The sequence below is a fragment of the Micromonospora sp. C31 genome (assembly GCF_018070575.1).
GTDB lineage: Bacteria > Actinomycetota > Actinomycetes > Mycobacteriales > Micromonosporaceae > Micromonospora.
Map to the genome: position 1 here is coordinate 158,066 of NZ_JAGPXN010000004.1, position 18,467 is coordinate 176,532.

Sequence of the window (18,467 nt, forward strand, 5' to 3'; positions counted from 1 at the left end):
GTCGCACGCGTGATCTGGCGTGCCCCGTTTGCCGAGCCCACTGGCCTGCCCTAACCTTGTCGCGACGAGGGGAGTACTTCCCACGAGCCATCCCGGTCAGTACGGCGTGCCCGGAGCACGCCTCGGGTGGCTGCCCACGAAAAGTGGGTGAAGGAGACCTCGAACATGACAGGGTGTTCGAGGAGGCTCCATGTCCGATCTGACATATCTTGCTGCCACTGGTTTTCAGTCGGTCGGTACCCCCACGCTCTGGGGCGTCACCATCGCCGCCGTGATCGCCCTGCTGGTGCTCGACTTCCTGGTCACCCGCCGCCCGCACGAGGTGTCGATGCGGGAGGCGCTGGGCTGGTCCGCGTTCTACATCGCCCTCCCGCTGGCCTTCGGTGCCTGGGTCTGGGCCCGCTTCGGCTCGAAGCAGGGCGTGGAGTACCTGACCGGTTACCTGGTGGAGAAGTCCCTCTCGGTCGACAACCTGTTCGTCTTCATGCTGCTGCTGGCCGCGTTCGCGGTGCCGGCCGAGCTGGCCCAGCGGGCGCTGCTCTACGGCATCACCGGCGCGCTGGTGCTGCGCGCGGTCTTCATCGCCGTCGGCGCGGCGGCCCTGCAGACCCTGGACTTCGCCTTCCTGCTCTTCGCGATCATCCTGCTGCTCACGGCGGCGAAGCTGCTGCGCGACGCCCTTTCCGGGCACGAGCAGGAAGTCGACATCAGCAAGATGCGCTCGGTGCGGTTGTTGCGCAAGTTCATGCCGGTCACCGAGGAATACCACGGCCCGAAGATGGTCGTACGCCTCGCCGGCCGGCGTACGCTCACCCCGTTCGCCCTCGTGGTGACGGCGCTGCTCGCCACGGACATCGTCTTCGCCGTCGACTCCGTGCCGGCCGTCTACGGCATCACCGAGGACCCGTACCTGGTCTTCGCCACCAACGCGTTCGCCCTGCTGGGGCTGCGGGCGCTCTACTTCGTGCTGCACGCCGCGCTCAGCCGGCTGGTGCACCTCAGCTACGGTCTGGCGATCATCCTGGCGTTCATCGGCGTCAAGCTCGGCCTGCACTGGGCGCACGGCATCTGGAAGGGCGTGCCGGAGATCCCGACCCTCGCCTCCCTGGGCGTCATCATCGGTGTCCTGGTGATCGTCACCCTCACCAGCCTGCGCGCCACCGCCAAGGCCAGCGGGGACGAGAAGGAGATCGTGGTCGAGCGGCGTTGACGCGTCACCCGACGCGGTGCGGTTCCGCCCGACCGCGTCTCGCCGCGCCACCCGGCTGGTACGACTGACGGGTGGCGATCGGGTCGCCGGGCTGCCGGGCCGGCTCCGATCCGCGGAGCCGGCCCCGCCGCCGGGGCGGACCGACCCGTCAGTACCCGGCGGCACCATGCCCGACGCGGTGCTGGCGGCCGGATCGGACGGAGGTGGTGTGGTGGACGAGGCCCTGCGGGCGCGGTCGGCGCGGGAGGTGTTCGACGACCATCTGCGGCTGGCCGGAGAGCACCGGTTCGCGGAGGACCTGGCGCGCAACGTGTCGCCGTCGTGCGTGGTCCTGGAACGACGCGGCGTGTTCCGCGGGCACGCGGGCGTGGGCGAGTTGGCACGCCTGTTGGAGGAGGAACTGCCCGGCGCCCGGTACGTGTACACCAACCGCCTGGTCGAGGACCGGGTGGCGTTCCTGGAGTGGACGGCGCAGATCGAGGGCGTACAGGTTCGCGACGGGGCGGACTCGTTCCTCATCGAGCAGGGCTGGATCGTCGCCCAGACCATCCACTACACGCTGGAACGGATCGACGACGAAGCGGACCGGCCCGCCGTTCCGTGAGAGCCGCGGGGCGGGTCCCGGCCGCCGCCGGGCCTGCGCGGCGGCTATCTCGGCTATGCCGCCTTCCTGCCGTACAACGGCACCGGGCACGCCTCCGCCGGGACGTAGGCCGGCGGCGGCCGGTCGCGACCGGCCGCCGGCCGCGGCGTCAGCGCCTGGGCCGGCGTGCCTCGGGCCACTGGCCGCCGAGCCGCTCGATGCGCCCCTGCTTGTGCTCGACGCGCCGGCGCTGCCGGGGCGTGAGCTGCCTGCGGCCGCTCTGCCGCAGGTAGGGCGCAGCGGGCATGGCCGGCCGGCCGAGCGCTGAATCGTCAGTCCCGCCACGTTTGTCACGCCCCGGGGTGGGAACGGGGCCGCAATGACGAAACCTCGTGTGGTGATCGTGGGGGCCGGGTTCGCCGGTTACCACGCGGCGAAGACGTTGAGCCGGCTGGCCCGGGGCCGGGCCGAGATCGTGGTGCTGAACTCCACCGACTACTTCCTCTACCTGCCGCTGCTGCCCGAGGTGGCCGCCGGCGTGGTCGAGCCCCGGCGGGTCTCGGTACCGCTGACCGGGACGCTCGACGGGGTGCGGGTGCTGATCGGCGAGGCCGACCAGGTCGACCTGCAGAACCGCTGGGTCGGCTTCACCCAGCCGGAGGGGGACCGCAACCGCATCGCGTACGACCGGCTGGTGCTGGCCGTGGGCAGCGTCAACAAGCTGCTGCCGATCCCCGGCGTCACCGAGTACGCCCACGGCTTCCGCGGCCTGCCCGAGGCCCTCTACCTGCACGACCACGTCGTGCGCCAGATCGAGCTGGCCGAGCAGACCGACGATCCGGCCGAGCAGCAGGCGCGTGCCACCTTCGTGGTCGTCGGCGCCGGCTACACCGGAACCGAGGTGGCCGCGCACGGCCAGCTCTTCACCGACGAACTGGTCTCCCAGCGCCCCCGGCTCAAGATCCGCCCCAAGTGGCTGCTGCTCGACGTCGCGCCCCGGGTACTGCCCGAGCTGGACAAACGGATGTCGGAGACCGCCGACCGGGTGCTGCGCCGCCGGGGCGTGGACGTGCGGATGGGCACCTCGGTGGCCGTCGCCACCGCCGACGGGGTCACCCTCACCGACGGCGACTACGTGCCCACCTGCACCCTGGTCTGGTGCGTCGGCGTGCGTCCCGACCCGTTCGTCGCCGAGCTGGGGCTGCGCACCGAGCGGGGCCGCCTGGTCGTCGACGAGTACCTCGGCGTCCCCGGCTTCCCCGAGGTGTACGCCTGCGGCGACGCCGCCGCCGTACCCGACCTCACCCGACCCGGACAGATCTGCACCATGACGGCGCAGCACGCGCAGCGGCAGGGCAAGCTGGCCGCGCACAACATCGCCGCCTCCTACGGGCAGGGGCAGCGCCGACCGTACAAGCACCACGACCTGGGCTGGGTGGTCGACCTGGGCGGCCGGGACGCGGCGGCGAACCCGCTGAAGGTGTCGCTGTCCGGGTTGCCCGCCAAGGTGGTCACCCGCGGCTACCACCTGCTGGCGATGCCCGGCAACCGGATGCGGGTGGGCGCCGACTGGATGCTCGACGCCGCCCTGCCGCGCCCGGCCGTGCAGCTCGGCCTGGTCCCGGCCAACGCCGTCCCGCTGGAGAGCTCCTCGCCCGAGCTGGCCGTCCGGGCACGCTGACCCGAGCCGGCGGTGCTCATCCGGGGGCGACGACGTCGTCGGGTGCTGCGCCTCAGCGCGTGGCGAGGGCGGCGTCGGTGGCGGGACGGGCACCGGCGACGAACGCGTCCAGGGCCGCGCCGTGCAGCACGCCGCCGGGCACCGGGTCCCGTGCGGCCCGGGCGGACAGCCGGGCCACCGGCAGCCGCCCGGGGCGTGCCGCGGCGGCGAACACCACGTTGCCGTACCGCCGCCCGCGCAGCATCCGGCGGTCGGCGACCAGGCAGACGTCGGCGAGGACCTCCCGCAGGGTGGCCGCGTGGACCCGGGCGAGGACCAGCGGCGGCAGGTCGGTCACGTTGACCAGGAGTACGCCGTCGGGCCGCAGCGTCCGGGCCACCTCGGTGACGAACTCGACGCTGCGTACGTGAGCGGGCATCCGCGCCGCCCGGTAGATGTCGGCCAGCACCAGGTCGTAACCGGCCGAGGGCGCCCGGCTGAGCGCGTCGCGGGCGTCGGCCACCCGCACGTCGACGTCGGCGGGTGGCGCCGGCAACTCCCGGGCCACCAGGTCGACCACGGCCGGGTCGCGTTCCACGACCAGCTGCGGCGAGCCGGGCCGGGTGGCGGCCACGTAGCGGGGCAGGGTCAGCGCGCCGCCGCCGAGGTGCAGCACGTCCAGCGGGCGGCCGGGCGGCGCCGCCAGGTCGACCACGGCCGCCATCCGACGCACGTACTCGAAATGCAGGTGACGGGGGTCGGAAACGTCCACGTAGGACTGCTCGACGCCGGCGGCGAGGAGCGTACGCCCGGTGGGGCGGATCGGGTCGACGACCAGCTCCAGGCGGTGCGCGTCGGAGGGGTCCATCCCGGCACGTTAGCCGAGCCGAGCCGAGCCGAGCCGAGCCGGGGCGGGCCGGCGGGAGGATGCCCCGCCGGCCCGCGCGCCGGTCAGCCGGCTGCCATCCCGGCGCCCGCCTCGTCGATCGCGTCGTCGACGGCGTGGGCGAGGTCCACGTCCATCGCGGTCACGGCGCCGGCCTGCCGGGACCGTACGGTCAGCACGGCGGTGCCCGGGTCCGGGCGGCCGATCCGCGGGCCGCGGCCGGTCTCCTGCCGCAGCTGGTCGATCCGGTCCAGGACCCGGTCCAGGTTGTCCGCCGGCAGCTCCACCGTCCGGGTCAGCGCGTCGCCGTCGCCGGACCAGTACGGCAGCTCGCCGAGCGCCTCCCGCAGGTCCGCGTCGCTGAGCGGGGGTGTCGCGCCGGCCGCGCCGACCACCCCGCCACCGGCGGGCGGCGGCTCCAGCAGGTCCCGTAGGCCGTCGGGCACGTGCAGCGACTCGACCAGGTCGCCGTCGTGGTCGGCCAGTGCCGCCACGGTCGCCTCCGCCTGGTAGCGGGCCTGCTCCGCGGTACGGCCGCTGATCCGGCCCACCTCGGCCAGGAAGCCCGGCAGGTCCTGCCGGCGCCGGATGCCGTCCACCGGTACGACGTCGTGCAGCTTGCTGGGCACGGCCGCCAGCAGCCGCTGGCGCTCCGCCTCGCCCAGGGCGAACGCGAGGACCAGCACGGTCGACTCGACCCCCACCTTGGCGGTGCGGAAGTCCGCCCCGGTACGGCGGACGACGTCGTCGACCAGCGCGTGATAGCCCAGCGGAGTCCCGCCCGGCGCGCCCGACCCCCGGTCGGGCAGGGGGCGGGGGGACTCCGGCACCCCCGCCGGTGGCGGGGCCGGCCCGCCGCGGGTGCTGTCCGGCTTGTGGCGGCTGCCGGCCGGCGGCGGGCCGGCGCGCTTGCCCTGCTCCAGGTGGGTGAGCTGCTTGGAGGCGCTCAGGCTGGCCCCCGTCTCGCTGGCCTGCATGCCGCGCTCGCGGGCCTGACGGGCCAGCGCGCGGCGGCGCTGGTTGTCGCCCTCCATCTGCTTGCGCATGGTGACACCTCGCTTCCGCTGGTGTTCCCTCGCTTCCGCCGGTCGCCTTCCCGTCGTCGCCGGCACCGAAACGGACGCCGGCGGCCGGGCCGCAGGCGCTCCGGCGGAGCTTCATCCGGCGGGGGTGAGGGTCGGTCACCCGGCGGGAGCCGACGATCGCAGCGGACCGGAGAACTTCCGAGAACGCGGAAGGACAGGTCGTGATGAAGAGGATCGTCGAGATCGTTCCCGCCCGACCCGGCTGGTACGCCCGCTGGCGCCTCTCGCCCGAGGACACCCGCTGCTATCCGGTGAGCCTGTGGGCGTTGCTGGAGGAGGGCGACGGCTCTGGCCGAGAGGTGGTGGGGGTGGACTGCGTCGGGCAGTGGCCCGGGGCGGACGACAACGAGGCGGGTGGGGTGTTCGTCCGCTATCTCTTCCAGACTCCCGACTCGGGGCCGCCGGAGGACGCCGAGCCGCCGACGACGCGGCAACTGCGGACGACCGGGCCCCGGCTGCAACCACTCACCGCACCCTGACCCTCACTCCGGCCCCCGGCCCCTGGTCCCAGGGTCGGGGGCCACCCCTCGCCGCCGGGCAGCCCCGACCTCAGCCCGCCCGGCGGACGTCGCGGGCGGTGGCGGGTTCCACCGCGAGCAGCTCGGTGAGGCCGGTGCGGTCGAGCAGCTGCTGGAGCTGGGGACCGACCCCGGTGAGCCGGACGGCGCCCGTGCCGCCGCGGTGGGCGGTCACCAGCGCGCTGAGCCCGGACGAGTCACACAGGCTCACCGCGCCCAGGTCGAACAGGAGCTCCTGATAGCCGTCGCGGCGCAGCTCCGCGGTGGCGGCGACGAGTTCCGGGGCGGTGTCGAAGTCCAGCTCACCGGACAGCCGGAGCCGGGCACGCCCGGCGTCGAGCCGGGTCACCTCGATGGTCAACAGCTGGACGGCCATGCGTCCATGTTCCCAGTCGCGGGCCCGCGAGCAAAGCCGGGGCCGGCGGGTCGCGTCAGGCTGTGCCGGTGGCGTGCTCGACGACGTTCTGCGCCGCCGTCCGGCTCTCTCCGCCGAGCGGCCGGTCCAGCAGGCCGGTGACGCCGGTCATGTCCAGGATCGTCTCCAGGAACCGGGGCACGGCGCGCAGCCGGAGGGCGGTGCCGCACTGCTGCCCCTCGCGCCACGCGTGCACGATCACCCCGAGGCCGGTGCTGTCGATGAAGAGCAGGTCGGTGAAGTCGAGGACGAGGACCGGGGGAGGGTCCGCGAGCACCCGGTCGACCTCGGCGCGCAGTGGCCCGGCGGTGGTGTAGGCGAGGTCGCCCCCGACCCGGATGAGCGTGGCGGCCGGATCGGACCGGTCGACGGCCATGCTCAGCGGAGTCGCCTCGGGTTGGCTCCGACGGGACAGCACGATCACGCCTTTCCGCAGGACGCGAAGGGAAGGAGTGAGGGGATCGTAACAATCCCCGGCAGGTCCCGCCCGGTACGCGAGCGGCGCCCGCGCCACGGACGTCGGGTGGCGGTCGCGACATACGGGCGTAGGGTGGGTGCAGAGATTGACCACATGCGCCGCCTTGTGGTGGTACGGCTGTCGACAAGGAGTGGGGCTCAGCTGGTGACTGCTGCCGACGTCCGGGACTCGGATCCCGGCGACGGACGGATCTCCGCACCGCGTGCCGCACGGGCCACGGCGTGGACCGCCGGCGCCCCGGCGCGTCAGACACCGTCCCTGCCCGCGCTCGCGGCCGACCGGGAGCACGCGGCGCCCGACTGGTCCGAGGTCGTCGAGCACTTCCGCGAGGGCCTCGTCGTCTGTGACGCGCGGGGTGTCGTCCGGCACGTCAGTCCGGTGGCCGAGCGGCTGCTGCCCGAGGTCGCCCCGGGCGAACTGCTCGCGGCGGCCGGCATCGCGGCGCTGGCCGACGGCGCCGAGTTCACCCACCACGGCCGTCGGCTGCGCGCGCGTCGGGTGCCGCTGTCGGCCGCCCGCTGCTGCTGGTACGTCGAGGACGTCACCGAGAGCGTCACCCGTGCCGACGCGCTGCTCGCCGAGCGGGCCCGTTCGGCGTTCCTGGCGGTCGTCGGCGAGAAGCTCGGCAACCCGCTGCACCCGGACCGGGCCGCCGCGGCGGTCGTCCGGTTGGCCGTGCCGACGCTGGCGGAGGTGGCGGTGCTGGTGCTGGCCCCCCGTTCCGGGCGGGCCCGCTGGTGGCGGGCCGCCCGCAGCGACGACGACGCCCCCGTGGTGGACAGCGGGGTCCTGCCGGCCGTCGACCTGCCGGCGGCGATCGTCGAGGGCCTGGACGGCGTGGAACCGCACACCCTCGACTGGTTGGTGGAGCAGGCCGTGGAGGCCGGCTGGCTGCCGGGGCTGACGGCGGCGGAGTCCTGCGCGCGGGTGGTGCCGCTGCCCGGTCGGGACGCCCCGGCGGGTGTGCTGCTGACCGCCCGGCGCGTCGACCGCTGGTACGACGAGGCCGACGTGGAACTGGTGCGCGCGTTCGCGGCCCGGGCCGGGGCGGCGCTGACCACGGCGCTGCTCTACCGCGACCAGGCCGAGGTCGCCGACACGCTCCAGGCGAGCCTGGTGCCGGTGGAACCGGCCGAGGCGACCGGGGTGCAGTGGGGCACCGCCTACCGGCCGGCCCAGGCGGGCCTGCGCATCGGCGGCGACTTCTACGGCTCGCACCGGCTGGTCGACGGCGGCTCGGTGTTCTTCCTCGGCGACGTCTCCGGCAAGGGCGTCGAGGCGGCGGTCTTCACCGGCCAGCTGCGGCAGTGCCTCCAGGCACTGCACCGGGTCGAGTCGCAGCCGGGGCGGCTGCTGAAGCTGCTCAACGACGCGTTGCTGGAGACCAGCCAGGCCCAGGGCCAGGGGCGCTTCGCGACGATGGTGCTGGGCGTGGTCCGCGCGCACCGCGAGGGTGGCCTCACCCTGACCATGGCCGGCGGCGGCCATCTGCCACCGCTGGTGCTGCGCGGCTCCGGCGAGGTCGAGCCGGTGCCGCTGTCGGGCATGCTGGTCGGCGTGGTCCCCGACCCCCGCATCGGCGAGGTGACCGTCCGGCTGGAGCCGGGCGAGACCTGTCTGCTCTACAGCGACGGGGTGACCGAGGCGCGCGGTGGCCGTCGCGGCAACGAGCAGTTCGGCACGGAGCGGCTGGTGCACGCGGTGGGCGGGTGCCAGCGGATGCCCGCCCCCGCCCTGGCCGAACGCGTCGAGCAGGTGACCTGCGACTGGTTGGCCCACGGCGACCACGACGACATCGCCGTGCTCGCGTTGCGGGCCACCGGCCCGGTCGAGCGTACGCCCCGGCACCTGCACGCGGTGCCCGACGCGACCGGCGCCGCCGAGCTGAGGGGGACCCGACCGTGACCGCCGCCCCGACCGCCGGAGGCATCCCGGCCGGTGTCTGGCCGGCATACCTGGACTGCCTCCAGGACGCCGACGAGTACGCCGCCGTCGAGGTGGCCGTCGGCCTGCTCGAGGCGGGCGTGCCCGCCGAGCGGGTCCTGCTCGACCTGGTCGCCCCGGCACAGGCCGAGGTGGGGGAGCGGTGGGCGCGCAACGAGTGGAGCGTGGCCCAGGAGCACGCCGCGACGCACATCAGCGAGCGGGTGGTGGCGGCGGTCGCGGGCTACGCGAACCCGCGCCCGACGCGGGGCCGGGTCGTGGTGGCCTGCATGGACGGCGAGTGGCACGCCCTGCCGCCCCGGCTGGTCGCCGAGGTGCTGCGGTTGCGGGGCTGGCAGGTCACCTTCCTCGGCGCGAGCGTCCCCGCCCCGCACCTGGTGTCGTACCTGCACCGGCACGACGCCCACGCGGTCGCGCTCGCCTGCGCGCTGCCGATGCGCCTGCCGCACGCGCACCGCATGATCGAGGCGTGCCGCCGCGTGGACGTCCCCGTGGTGGTGGGGGGCCGGGGATTCGGCGTGGACGGGCGCTGGGCCCGTCGGCTCGGCGTCGCCTGGGCGTCCGGGGCTCCGAGCGCCGCCGACCTGATCGCCGACGAGCGCGCGTTGCGTCGCGTCCCGCCGGCGGAGCTGAGCCACCTGGCGGACGACGAGTACACGAGCCTGCTCAAGCGGCGCGGTGAGCTGATCGACGGGGCGTTGGCGGAACTGCGCGAACGCGACCCCGGGACACGCGACTACACGCCCAGCCAGCTGGACTCCACGGTCAGCGACCTCGGCTACATCGTGGACTTCCTGGCCGCCGCGCTCTACGTCGACGACGGCGCGCTGTTCACCGAGTTCGTCGACTGGCTGGTGGAGATCCTCACCAGTCGCGGTGTGCCGGCCGCCACGGTGGGGTCGACTCTGGAACACTACGGACGGGTCCTGCGCGACTTCCCCCGGGCCACGCGGTTCCTCGGGGCGGCCCGGTCGTCCGTGGTCGCGGCGGGCGGTGTCCGACCGCGCTGAGCGCCGCTTCGGCAGCGTCCGGTGCCCCTGCTTATACTTGCCTCACTGCAAGCATCCGCCTGCGGTGGAGCGAAGGGACCAGGGGTGACGCTCACCGTCACATGCGCCGACAGCGGCGGCGGGGCGACCCGCCTGTGGCTGGCCGGCGAACTCGACCTGAGCACCGCGCCCGAGCTCGACGCCGCCATCGACCGGCTGGTGGACGCGGGCGAGCGTCGCCTGTTGGTCGACCTCACCGAGCTGACCTTCTGCGACTCCACCGGCATCGCCGCCTTCGTCCGGGGCGACAACCGGGTCGCCCCGGAGGGCGGGTGGTTGCGGCTGACGGGCGCCACCGGCCGGGTCGACCGCGTGCTCCAGGTGACCGGGCTGGCGGAGGTGCTCAGGCACGACTCCGGCAGGGCAGACCCGACAGCGCGCTCCGCCGGCTGATGGGCTAGATTTCCCCGCCGGCACAGAGCGCCTCGCGAATCTCCGTTCCACCGACCCGAAGCAGGTAGTGATGGGTGCAGACACCCCGAGTCCGGTTCGCATCCTCGTGGTGGACGACGACCCGGGCGACGTGCTGATGATCGAGGAGGCACTGGCGGACTCCGACGTCGAGAAGGTGATCGACGTCGTCAGCGACGGCCAGGAGGCGATGGAGTTCCTGCGTCGCGAGGGGCGCCACACCGAGGCCCGGCGGCCGGACGTCATCCTGCTCGATCTGAACATGCCCCGGATGGACGGGCGGCAGGTGCTCGGCGAGGTCAAGAACGACGAGGACCTGCGCACCATCCCGATCGTCGTGCTGACCACCTCCAACGCCGACACGGACATCGTGGGCAGCTACACGCTCCAGGCCAACGCCTACGTCACCAAGCCGATCGACCTGGACGACTTCAACGACGTGGTGCGCCGGATCGACGAGTTCTTCGGCCGGGTGGTCGTGCTTCCGAAGCGCGCCTGAGGCTTTCGGGCAACTCCTCGCGCCGGGCCGGCCCCGGGCCTCGGCGACGCCCCCGGGCGCGTACGCATGGTGAACATTTTTCCCGAACCCCCTCCGCTGCCGCCCCCAGCGCCGAGGATCCAGGGTGGGGAAGGAAACACCAGCTGCCTGGGGGCGACAGTATGAGGTTCTCCGTCGTTGAGACCGGCTACGACCAGGGGCAGGTCGATTCCTGCCTGGACGAGATCGGCATCCGGTTGGCCCGGCTCGCCGCCCGCGCGGAGGGCGCCGCGAAGGCCGGGCGGGAGTGGGACGAGATTCGTGCCGAGGCGAACGCGCTGCGCGACCTGCTCGGGCGGCTGGACCTCGGCGACGCGGACCGTCCCCGGCGCGGCGTGCGCGACGCCGACCGCGAGGTGGTCGACCTCCTGAGCCGGGCACGGGTCGAGCTCGACGCGGCCCGGGAGGAGGCCCGCCAGGTGCGCGAGCGCGTCTACGCCGAGGCGGTGCAGGCCCGCCGGGAGTTCGAGGAGGCGCTGCACGCCCGGCGCCGGCGCGAGGCCCGGGTGGACCGGATCCTCGACGGGCTGACCGTCGAACCGGTTGCCGCGGACACCCCGACCGCCGCGGCCGGCGTGCCGGCGACCCGGATCGCCGGCCGTGACGACGCGGAGGCTGCCGGCGAGCCACCGGGGGGCAGGGCCGGGAGCCGCTGACCTCCGCGTCCCCGTCCGGGCCGTGCGCGGCCCCGCGGCGCCGTCAGGTCAGTGCGGCGACGACCGTGGTGGCCAGCTTCTCGTGCTGGGCGTACGCGTCGGGGAAGGCCGAGACCTGTACGGCCTGGGCGGCGCCGGCCACGCTCATCTGCTGCCAGCCCGGCACGTCCCGCAGCGCCTCGTAGAAGGCCCGCGCGGCGTACGACGGGCGCATCAGTTCGCGTACCGTGCCCCAGCCGCTGCTCGGGCGCTGCTGGAACAGGCCCACCGAGTCGTGGTCGGCGCCGCTGCCCTGGTGCGGATACCGGCTGGACTCGGGAAGCACGTCGCTGGCGAGGTTGTGGAGCCTGCTCTCCTGCATCGCGGTCGCCACGGCGACGACCAGGGCGCGGCGGGGCATCTTCAGTTCGACGCCCACGTCGACGATGGTCTTGGCGTTGTCCATCTGCGCCTGGGTGAGCCCGGCGACCGGGCGTGGGCGGGGCGGCGGGGCGGGCTTGCGTGGGGCCTTCCGGGTGGCCGAGGGGGTCGGCTTCGGGGTCGGAGCGGGGCTGAGCGTGGGGGAGGGGGAAGCGGCCCGGTCGAGGGACCGCGAGGCGCGGTCGTCGTCGACGGCCCGCTCGGCCAGCGCCTCGGCGACGGGCTCCCGCGCGGCGTCGGCATCATCGCGCGTGCCGGCGAACGCGGCCACGCCGAGGCAGCAGGTGACGCCGGTGGCGAGCGCGACCCGGACGGGGGTCGAGGTGAGCAGGGTCCGGCCGACGCGACGCTGCCGTTCCGGAGCGCGATGACGGCCGATCGCCCGTTCGGTCGAGGCGGGGTCGTCCGGACGGGTGGCCGGTCGATCCTGGGTCGGGTTCTTCTCGAAGGGGGCGTCGGGGTGCACTCGCCGAGGTTAGAAAGGTGAGGGCGCCTTGCCATCGGCCGATCTGGTGGCTTGGGTCACAATATGTGCCGATCGGAGCGCTTGTTGGGCTCAAGGTGGCATCAATGGTGCCTTCTTTCCTTATTCATCCTTCCGCAAATATCCGATTGGCAGTGCCTAATCGGGCGAAAAGTCGATCTTGGGCCGGGAGTCGCGGGCGGAGCGGATCCTCCACCGAACGGTGGAGGTCCTTCCCGACCGGCCGGCCGGGCGTCCCTCGGTCCCCGGGGCGACCCGACGCGGCAGGACCGGCCGTGGCCCCGGTTCCTCCCGCGCCCGCCCCCGGGGCCACCCGCGGTCGGTCGGTCAGTGCCGACCGTGGCCCCGCGTCCGCCCGGGCCACCCGCAGTCGGTCAGTGCCGGCCGTTCTCCGCCGGGGTCACGGTGAGCCGGTGCCGGCTGCCGTCGCCGCTGGAGAAGGGCCACAGCCGGTCCGCGTGCTCCACGAGCTCCGCCAGCTGTTGCCGGCTGAGTCCCGCCGAGGAGATGGAGGCGTGCACGTCGGCCCGGTACCGGCCGTCGTCGTCGCGCCCGAGCTTCGCCTCCGCGCGTACCTGCACGGTGTGTGCCTCGTTGGTGATCTCGCCCGCCGCCTCCACCGCCGCGTGGTGCAGGCAGGACGCGAAAGCCGCGGCGAGCAGCTGCTCCGGGGTGAGCCCCGAGCAGTGCGGCGCCAGCGGAGACGCCAGGGCCGTGGACAGGCTTCCGTCGTCGGTGTGTACGTGGCCGCCCTCGGCGGTCGCGGTGGCCGTCTCGTTCAGCCAGGAGCTCGATTCCGGCATCGCGTTCCTCCCGTCGCTCAGCCGCCCGGCTACCCGGCCCCCGGGCCGTGAAACCGCAGGGGGCCGGCGGGAGGGCCGCGGGAGTGCTCAGCCGGCTCGGGTGGACCAGTCGGGCAGGGGGGCCGCCTCGGTCGCCTCGGCCGCCGCCCGCTCGGTCCACGGGGACATCGCCCCGACGCGCTGCCGCGGCACCGTGGGCTGCCGCAGCGGCACGTACACCCGGGCGTCCACCGCCTCCGCCAGCAGCAGCGCCGCCATCAGGCTGGACGGTCGCTCGGTCGGGTCGTCGGCCAGGCAGGTCGCGCACAGGTCGGCCACCTCCGGCGGCAGCCCCTCGATCTCCGGCAGCGGTCGCGGCGGATGCCGGAGCCGCGCGCCCAGCAGCTGGGTCGTGGTGCCCGCCTCGTACGGCAGCCGCCCGGTCAGGCAGTAGTAGAGCAGGACGCCGAGGGCGTACATGTCGGCGGCCGGGGTGGCGGGCGCCCGTTCCAACTGCTCCGGCGCGAGGTAGGCCGGCGTACCGACCACCATCCCCTCCGGTGACCGGTCGGGGGTGCCCGACGGGGTGGCGATGCCGAAGTCGAGCACCTTCACACCGGTCGGGGTCAGGATCACGTTCGCCGGCTTGACGTCGCGGTGCACGATGCCGTGCGCGTGGGCGGCGGCCAGCGCGGCGCTCACCTCCGCGCAGACCCGTACGGCGATGCGCCAGTCCAGCGGCCCGGCCCGCAGGTGCGCGGCCAGCGTCTCGCCCTCGGCCAGCTCCATGACGATGTAGGGAACCTGGTCCTCCGAGCCCGTTCCGCAGGTGCCGAAGTCGTGCACGGAGGCCACGTTGGGGTGCACCAGCCGGGCCGCGGAGCGGGCCTCCGCGCGGATCCGCTCCACACAGGTGTCCTGGCCCTCCTGCCCGGGGGACATCACCTTCACCGCGACCGGACGGTCCAGCACCGCGTCGTGGGCCCGCCAGACCTCCGACATGCCACCGATGCCGATGCGCTGTTCGAGCCGGTACCGCCCGTCCAGCGTTCTCATCGACTGCTCCCCGCGCCTCGTGGCCCGTCCCGTGACGGGTCGCCAACGCTGCGGTACCCGGGGTCCGATCAGGGCAAACCGCTGCCGGATCCGGGCGGGGCGGCCCGCTGTTGGGGTAGCTTGCGAGCCAGGGCCGGTGTCGGGCGGTAAGCGGGAAGGCGGGCGCGCGGATGAGCGAGGTGACCGTACGCTTCGTCGGCGGCCCGGCCCACGACCTGGTCCGGGCGGTGCCCGCCGAGCCCGACGGCTGCCCGCCCGCGCACTGGATCCTGCGCCACCCCGGCGGCGTGGGCCCGGCCACGGGTGGCGGGCCGGACCACCTCTACCGGCGCGAACCTCCCGTCGGCGACGACACCTGGACGATGCGCTTCGTGCACACCTACCCGGTGGGCATGACTGAGTGAGTCCACGCCCGGACGCGGGGCCGTTCAGTCGGCCAGCAGCTCGGCGAGGGCCTGCCCGATCCGCTCGGCGTGCCGCCCGTCCGGGTCCTCGTCGGCGTTGAAGTCGGTGACGCTCATCCCGATCAGCCGACCCGAGCGCACCAGTGGCCGGGCCAGCGCGATCAGGTCGGCCCAGTCCAGGCCGTCGGGCTCCGGGTAGCTGATCGCCGGCAGCACGAGCGGGTCGAGCACGTCGAGGTCGAGGTGCAGCCAGGCGGGGGTCGTACCGGCGGCGAGGTCCCGCCCCACCGTCGCCGCGTCGGCGCCGCGCAGCCGGGTGGCCGGCACCAGGTGGACGGCCGGGTCGACCCGCGGGGCCTCCCTGCCGGCCGTGGCCCGGTCGAGCGGCCGGTGGCCGAGCACGTGCACCTGGTCGGGGTCGACCAGCGGCCCCTCCCGGTCGAGGACCCCCGCCGGGCCGTGGTCGGTGACGATCGACAGGTCCATGTCCGCCGCCTCACCCGTGGGCGAGGTGCGGCCGTCCTCGAAGTCGAGGTGGGCGTCGAGGAACCACAGGTCGAAGCCGGAGGGCAGCCCCTGCAGGATGCCCGGCAGGATCGCGCAGTCGCCGCCGAGCACCAGCGGGTGGCGCCCCGTGCCGATCAGCGTCGTCACCCGTACGGCGATCGCGCGGGCGGCGCGGCGGACCTGGTCGACGCCGACCACCCCGGTCTCCGGATCCCGGACCGGGTCGGTGATCAGGGCGTCGACCGCGCCGGCGTCGGCCACGCCCAGCCGACCCAGCAGCCCGGCGGCCCGCAGTGCCGCAGGCGCCCGGTGCTCGCCCCGGCCACGTCCGGAGGAGTCGAGGGGAGCGTCCAGCACCGACCATCGCACCCCCGGAGGCTATCCGGACCGTGGCAGGCTGGGCGGCATGTACCAGGAACGTCCCGCCGGGTTCGCCGGCGCGGTGCTCTGGACCAGCACCACGACGGCCGGCGCCGCACCGACCCGGGTGCTCCCCGACGGCTGCGTCGACCTGCTCTGGTCGAGCCGCCGCGGGCTGGTGGTGGCCGGGCCGGACCGCACCGCCCACCTCAGCGGCGGCGGGCCGGCGGAGCGCTGGGTGGGGCTGCGGCTGCCGCCGGGCACCGGCCCGACGGTGCTCGGCGTACCGGCGGTCGAGCTGCGCGACCGGCGGGTGCCCCTGGCCGGGCTGTGGGGCGAGCGGGACGTGGCCCGGCTGACCGAGCGGGCGGAGACGGCCCCGGCCGCCGTGTTGACGGAGATCGCCGTGCGGCGGCTGCGGGCGGCCGGCGGGCCCGATCCGATCGGCGCCCGGGTCGCCGCCGCGCTGGCCGCCGGCGCCACCGTGACCGCGACCGCCGTCGCGGCCGGCCTCGATCCGCGCGCCCTGCACCGGCGGTGCCGGCACCTGTTCGGGTACGGCCCGAAGACCCTGGCCCGGATCCTGCGGATGGGACGCGCGCTGGCGCTGGCCCGCGCCGGCACCCCCCTCGCCGAGGCGGCGGCCCGCTGCGGCTACGCCGACCAGGCCCACCTCACCCGGGACGTGCGGGACCTGGCCGGGGTGCCGCCGACCGCGCTGCTGCCCCGCTGAGCTCCTGACTGCGCCGGCCGACCGCCGATCGGGCGCCCGGGGCGCCTGGCACAGGGGTCCGCCAGCGCGCGGTCACCCCTGCGGCGGGAGGGGGGCGAACAGGTCCACGCCGTTGCCGTCCGGGTCGCGCACCACCGCGTACCGCTGGCCCCAGTGGGCGTCCCACGGGGGCAGGTGGCCCTCGTGGCCCTCGGTCACCAGTTCCGCGTAGAGCCGGTCCACCTCGGCCGGGTCGGCGCACCGGAAGGCGAGGCCGGCCCCGCCGCCGCTCCCGGGCTTCCAGTCCGGGTCGAACGCGCGGACGGTGTCGGCGGTGTCCCAGGCCAGCCGCAGGCCGCCGGGGAGGGTGACCTCCACGTGCGGCGCGGTGTCGGCGTCGGCGGGGATGTCGAGGCCCAGCCGCCGGTAGAAGGCGAGGGAGCGGGGCAGGTCGGTGCTGACCAGGCCGATGAGGTCGAGTGTCGGTGCCATGGCTCCCACCGTAGGGGGCGCCCCGACGGGCGTCTTGAACGAAACGGACAGCGGACGGACTGCCGGGTGTGGGCTCCACGAGCGGGACGAACGGCGTAGCGTGTCAGACAACTCCGGCTTTGCGGGCAAATCACCCAGTGGCTTCTGCCCGTGTACGCCGATCTCGAGACGCGAGGGAAGGAGCGGTCGGTGGAACACCTGGCCTACCTGGACGCGGGGTCCGGCAGCCTGATCGTGCAGGCGGTGGTCGGCGGAGTGGCCGGCGCCGCGGTGGCGGCCAAGCTCTACTGGCGGCGACTGGTCGACCGGTTCCGCCGCCAGCCCACCGATCAGCGCTGACCCGGCCGATGCCGAACTCCCGCACCGGCCCGCGCGCCGAGCCCGCTTCCTTCCGCGACCCCGCCAACCGGGTCTTCCACCTCGACGGCGACGTGCTGCGTGGGCTGGACGAGCAGGCCGCCGGGGAGTGGCGCGCGCTGACGGCCAGCGAGTTCTTCCCGCCGCTGCTCGCCACGGGCAAGGTGTGCGGCACCGAGGCGGTCGAGTCGCCGACCGTGCCGTCGGGCGCCCGGTGGGCCGCCGTTCTCCGCCACGAGCGCATCCCGTTCGTCTCCCACCCGTACGAGTGGTCGTTCACCATGCTGCGCGACGCGGCACTGCTGCACCTGGAGATCCTGCGCGCGGCCCTGCCGGCCGGGTTCACCACGAAGGACGGCTCGGCCTACAACCTCCAGTGGCGGGGCGTCGAGCCGGTGTTCATCGACGTCGGCTCGTTCACCCCGGCACGCGACGGCGAGCCCTGGGCCGGCTACCGGCAGTTCTGCCAGACGCTGCTCTACCCGCTGCTGCTCGGCGCCCACCTCGGGCTGGACTTCCAGCCGTGGCTGCGTGCCCGGGTCGACGGCATCGAGCCCGACCAGATGCGCCGGCTGTTCGGCGGCGCCCGGCGGCTGCTGCCCGGGGTACCCACCCACGTGCACCTGCACGACGCGATGCAGCGGCGCAACGCCCGCGCCAGCACCGCCGACGTGCGGTCCCAACTGCGGGCGGCCGGCTACTCCCGGGAGTTGGCGCTGGCCACCGTACGCGGGATCGAGAAGCTCGTGCGGCGGCTGGAGCCCCGCCCGGCGGCCAGCCACTGGGTCGACTACCAGCGCACCTGCGCGTACACCGCCGACGACCGGGCCGCGAAGGAACGCTTCGTCACCGAGGCGCTGGCCGACGGGCCGCGGCCCCGTCTGGCGCTGGACCTCGGCGCCAACGACGGCCGGTACGCCCGGCTCGCCGCCCGGCACGCCGACTACGTCGTCGCGGTCGAGCAGGACCCGGGCGTGGTGGACGGGCTCTACCGGGACCTGCGCGCGGCGGGGGAGCGGCGGATCCTGCCCCTGGTGATGGACCTCGCCGACCCGTCGCCCGGCGGCGGCTGGCGCGGCGTCGAGCGGGCCTCGTTCGCCGACCGGGCCGACGCCGACGTGGTCCTCGCCCTGGCCGTCGTGCACCACCTGGCGATCGGGCGCAACGTGCCGCTGCCCGAGGTGCTGGACTGGCTGGTCGGGCTCGCCGCCCCCGGCGCCCGCGCGGTGGTGGAGTTCGTCCACCCCGGCGACCCGATGGCCCGGCGGCTGCTGGCCAACAAGCCCGAGGGGCTCTTCCCCGACTACCGGCCGGCCGAGTTCGAGCGGCTGCTCGCCGCGCGCTGCCGGATCGTGCGACGACTCGACCTGCCCTCGGGCACCCGGACGCTCTACGCGGCGGTCGTTGGTGGCTGAGCCGGCGCCGGCCGACCGGCCGCCGGGCGACCCCGCGTCCGGTGA

The 18,467-nt window shown here is 74.8% G+C and carries 23 protein-coding genes; 13 read left to right on the plus strand and 10 right to left on the minus strand.

The features are described 5' to 3' along the window. The first annotated feature begins 190 nt into the window (after nt 1-190). Both KBX06_RS08300 and KBX06_RS08305 read left to right on the plus strand, forming a co-directional pair. On the plus strand, nt 191-1,210 hold the full coding sequence (locus KBX06_RS08300; RefSeq protein ID WP_210833653.1) for a TerC/Alx family metal homeostasis membrane protein: 1,020 nt from the start codon (nt 191-193) through the stop codon (nt 1,208-1,210). 166 nt (nt 1,211-1,376) lie between these two features. Further along, nucleotides 1,377-1,814 (plus strand): hypothetical protein, encoded by a 438-nt coding sequence (locus KBX06_RS08305; RefSeq protein WP_210833654.1) that lies wholly within the window; start codon nt 1,377-1,379, stop codon nt 1,812-1,814. 148 nt (nt 1,815-1,962) lie between these two features. Here the strand turns inward: KBX06_RS08305 and KBX06_RS08310 are convergent, their stop codons facing one another. After that, complete coding sequence (locus KBX06_RS08310) at nt 1,963-2,100, minus strand: hypothetical protein (protein ID WP_210833655.1); 138 nt, start codon at nt 2,098-2,100, stop codon at nt 1,963-1,965. 72 nt (nt 2,101-2,172) lie between these two features. Between KBX06_RS08310 and KBX06_RS08315 the strand changes: the two genes are divergently transcribed. Further along, on the plus strand, nt 2,173-3,474 hold the full coding sequence (locus KBX06_RS08315; RefSeq protein ID WP_210833656.1) for an NAD(P)/FAD-dependent oxidoreductase: 1,302 nt from the start codon (nt 2,173-2,175) through the stop codon (nt 3,472-3,474). Between the two features lie 52 nt (nt 3,475-3,526). Here the strand turns inward: KBX06_RS08315 and KBX06_RS08320 are convergent, their stop codons facing one another. After that, nucleotides 3,527-4,321: a spermidine synthase gene (locus tag KBX06_RS08320; RefSeq protein ID WP_210833657.1), complete on the minus strand. Its 795-nt coding sequence runs from the start codon at nt 4,319-4,321 to the stop codon at nt 3,527-3,529. Nucleotides 4,322-4,404: 83 nt separating this feature from the next. Next, nucleotides 4,405-5,385 carry a DUF2267 domain-containing protein gene (locus KBX06_RS08325; RefSeq protein WP_210833658.1) on the minus strand — a complete coding sequence of 327 codons (981 nt, stop codon included), beginning with the start codon at nt 5,383-5,385 and terminating at the stop codon, nt 4,405-4,407. A 203-nt stretch (nt 5,386-5,588) separates the two neighbouring features. Between KBX06_RS08325 and KBX06_RS08330 the strand changes: the two genes are divergently transcribed. Beyond that, nucleotides 5,589-5,903: a hypothetical protein gene (locus KBX06_RS08330; protein ID WP_210833659.1), complete on the plus strand. Its 315-nt coding sequence runs from the start codon at nt 5,589-5,591 to the stop codon at nt 5,901-5,903. Between the two features lie 70 nt (nt 5,904-5,973). Here the strand turns inward: KBX06_RS08330 and KBX06_RS08335 are convergent, their stop codons facing one another. Together KBX06_RS08335 and KBX06_RS08340 are read right to left on the minus strand one after the other, a co-directional pair. Next, nucleotides 5,974-6,318 (minus strand): STAS domain-containing protein, encoded by a 345-nt coding sequence (locus KBX06_RS08335; protein WP_210833660.1) that lies wholly within the window; start codon nt 6,316-6,318, stop codon nt 5,974-5,976. Between the two features lie 55 nt (nt 6,319-6,373). Then, nucleotides 6,374-6,775 (minus strand): STAS domain-containing protein, encoded by a 402-nt coding sequence (locus KBX06_RS08340; protein ID WP_307854511.1) that lies wholly within the window; start codon nt 6,773-6,775, stop codon nt 6,374-6,376. 204 nt (nt 6,776-6,979) lie between these two features. Here KBX06_RS08340 and KBX06_RS08345 point away from each other — a divergent pair, with 204 nt between their 5' ends. The 5 genes from KBX06_RS08345 (at nt 6,980) to KBX06_RS08365 (ending at nt 11,433) form a co-directional block, all read left to right on the plus strand. Next, nucleotides 6,980-8,740, plus strand: a complete 1,761-nt coding sequence (locus KBX06_RS08345) for a PP2C family protein-serine/threonine phosphatase (protein WP_210833661.1) — start codon at nt 6,980-6,982, stop codon at nt 8,738-8,740. Then, nucleotides 8,737-9,789 (plus strand): B12-binding domain-containing protein, encoded by a 1,053-nt coding sequence (locus KBX06_RS08350; protein ID WP_210833662.1) that lies wholly within the window; start codon nt 8,737-8,739, stop codon nt 9,787-9,789. Before KBX06_RS08345 ends, KBX06_RS08350 begins: the two co-directional genes overlap by 4 nt. Before the next feature lie 84 nt (nt 9,790-9,873). Continuing rightward, a complete protein-coding gene (locus KBX06_RS08355) occupies nt 9,874-10,221 on the plus strand; it encodes an STAS domain-containing protein (protein ID WP_210833663.1) in 348 nt (115 codons plus the stop codon). Between the two features lie 70 nt (nt 10,222-10,291). After that, nucleotides 10,292-10,738: a response regulator gene (locus tag KBX06_RS08360; RefSeq protein WP_210833664.1), complete on the plus strand. Its 447-nt coding sequence runs from the start codon at nt 10,292-10,294 to the stop codon at nt 10,736-10,738. Between the two features lie 161 nt (nt 10,739-10,899). Further along, the gene (locus KBX06_RS08365; protein WP_210833665.1) at nt 10,900-11,433 is read left to right on the plus strand and encodes an ATPase; all 534 of its coding nucleotides are present in this window, start codon (nt 10,900-10,902) and stop codon (nt 11,431-11,433) included. A gap of 43 nt (nt 11,434-11,476) precedes the next feature. Here KBX06_RS08365 and KBX06_RS08370 read toward each other — a convergent pair whose 3' ends face one another. The 3 genes from KBX06_RS08370 to KBX06_RS08380 all read right to left on the minus strand — a co-directional run bounded on the left by KBX06_RS08370 (nt 11,477) and on the right by KBX06_RS08380 (nt 14,175). Continuing rightward, nucleotides 11,477-12,319, minus strand: a complete 843-nt coding sequence (locus KBX06_RS08370) for a hypothetical protein (protein ID WP_210833666.1) — start codon at nt 12,317-12,319, stop codon at nt 11,477-11,479. A gap of 392 nt (nt 12,320-12,711) precedes the next feature. Next, nucleotides 12,712-13,140, minus strand: coding sequence for an OsmC family protein (locus KBX06_RS08375; protein ID WP_210833667.1), 429 nt, complete (start codon nt 13,138-13,140; stop codon nt 12,712-12,714). Between the two features lie 87 nt (nt 13,141-13,227). Further along, complete coding sequence (locus KBX06_RS08380; RefSeq protein WP_210833668.1) at nt 13,228-14,175, minus strand: serine/threonine-protein kinase; 948 nt, start codon at nt 14,173-14,175, stop codon at nt 13,228-13,230. A gap of 170 nt (nt 14,176-14,345) precedes the next feature. On the opposite strand from KBX06_RS08380, the gene KBX06_RS08385 reads away from it, so the two are divergent. Beyond that, nucleotides 14,346-14,579: a hypothetical protein gene (locus tag KBX06_RS08385; RefSeq protein WP_210833669.1), complete on the plus strand. Its 234-nt coding sequence runs from the start codon at nt 14,346-14,348 to the stop codon at nt 14,577-14,579. Nucleotides 14,580-14,603: 24 nt separating this feature from the next. Here the strand turns inward: KBX06_RS08385 and KBX06_RS08390 are convergent, their stop codons facing one another. After that, entirely contained in the window at nt 14,604-15,455 is an 852-nt protein-coding gene (locus KBX06_RS08390; RefSeq protein WP_210833670.1) for an arginase family protein, read from the minus strand. A 37-nt stretch (nt 15,456-15,492) separates the two neighbouring features. Here KBX06_RS08390 and KBX06_RS08395 point away from each other — a divergent pair, with 37 nt between their 5' ends. Further along, nucleotides 15,493-16,179 (plus strand): helix-turn-helix domain-containing protein, encoded by a 687-nt coding sequence (locus KBX06_RS08395; RefSeq protein WP_210833671.1) that lies wholly within the window; start codon nt 15,493-15,495, stop codon nt 16,177-16,179. A gap of 72 nt (nt 16,180-16,251) precedes the next feature. Here KBX06_RS08395 and KBX06_RS08400 read toward each other — a convergent pair whose 3' ends face one another. After that, the gene (locus KBX06_RS08400) at nt 16,252-16,650 is read right to left on the minus strand and encodes a VOC family protein (protein ID WP_210833672.1); all 399 of its coding nucleotides are present in this window, start codon (nt 16,648-16,650) and stop codon (nt 16,252-16,254) included. Nucleotides 16,651-16,839: 189 nt separating this feature from the next. Here KBX06_RS08400 and KBX06_RS08405 point away from each other — a divergent pair, with 189 nt between their 5' ends. Together KBX06_RS08405 and KBX06_RS08410 are read left to right on the plus strand one after the other, a co-directional pair. Continuing rightward, nucleotides 16,840-16,989 carry a hypothetical protein gene (locus tag KBX06_RS08405; protein ID WP_165947858.1) on the plus strand — a complete coding sequence of 50 codons (150 nt, stop codon included), beginning with the start codon at nt 16,840-16,842 and terminating at the stop codon, nt 16,987-16,989. An 8-nt stretch (nt 16,990-16,997) separates the two neighbouring features. Beyond that, nucleotides 16,998-18,422, plus strand: a complete 1,425-nt coding sequence (locus tag KBX06_RS08410) for a class I SAM-dependent methyltransferase (protein ID WP_210833673.1) — start codon at nt 16,998-17,000, stop codon at nt 18,420-18,422. Nucleotides 18,423-18,467: the final 45 nt, after the last annotated feature.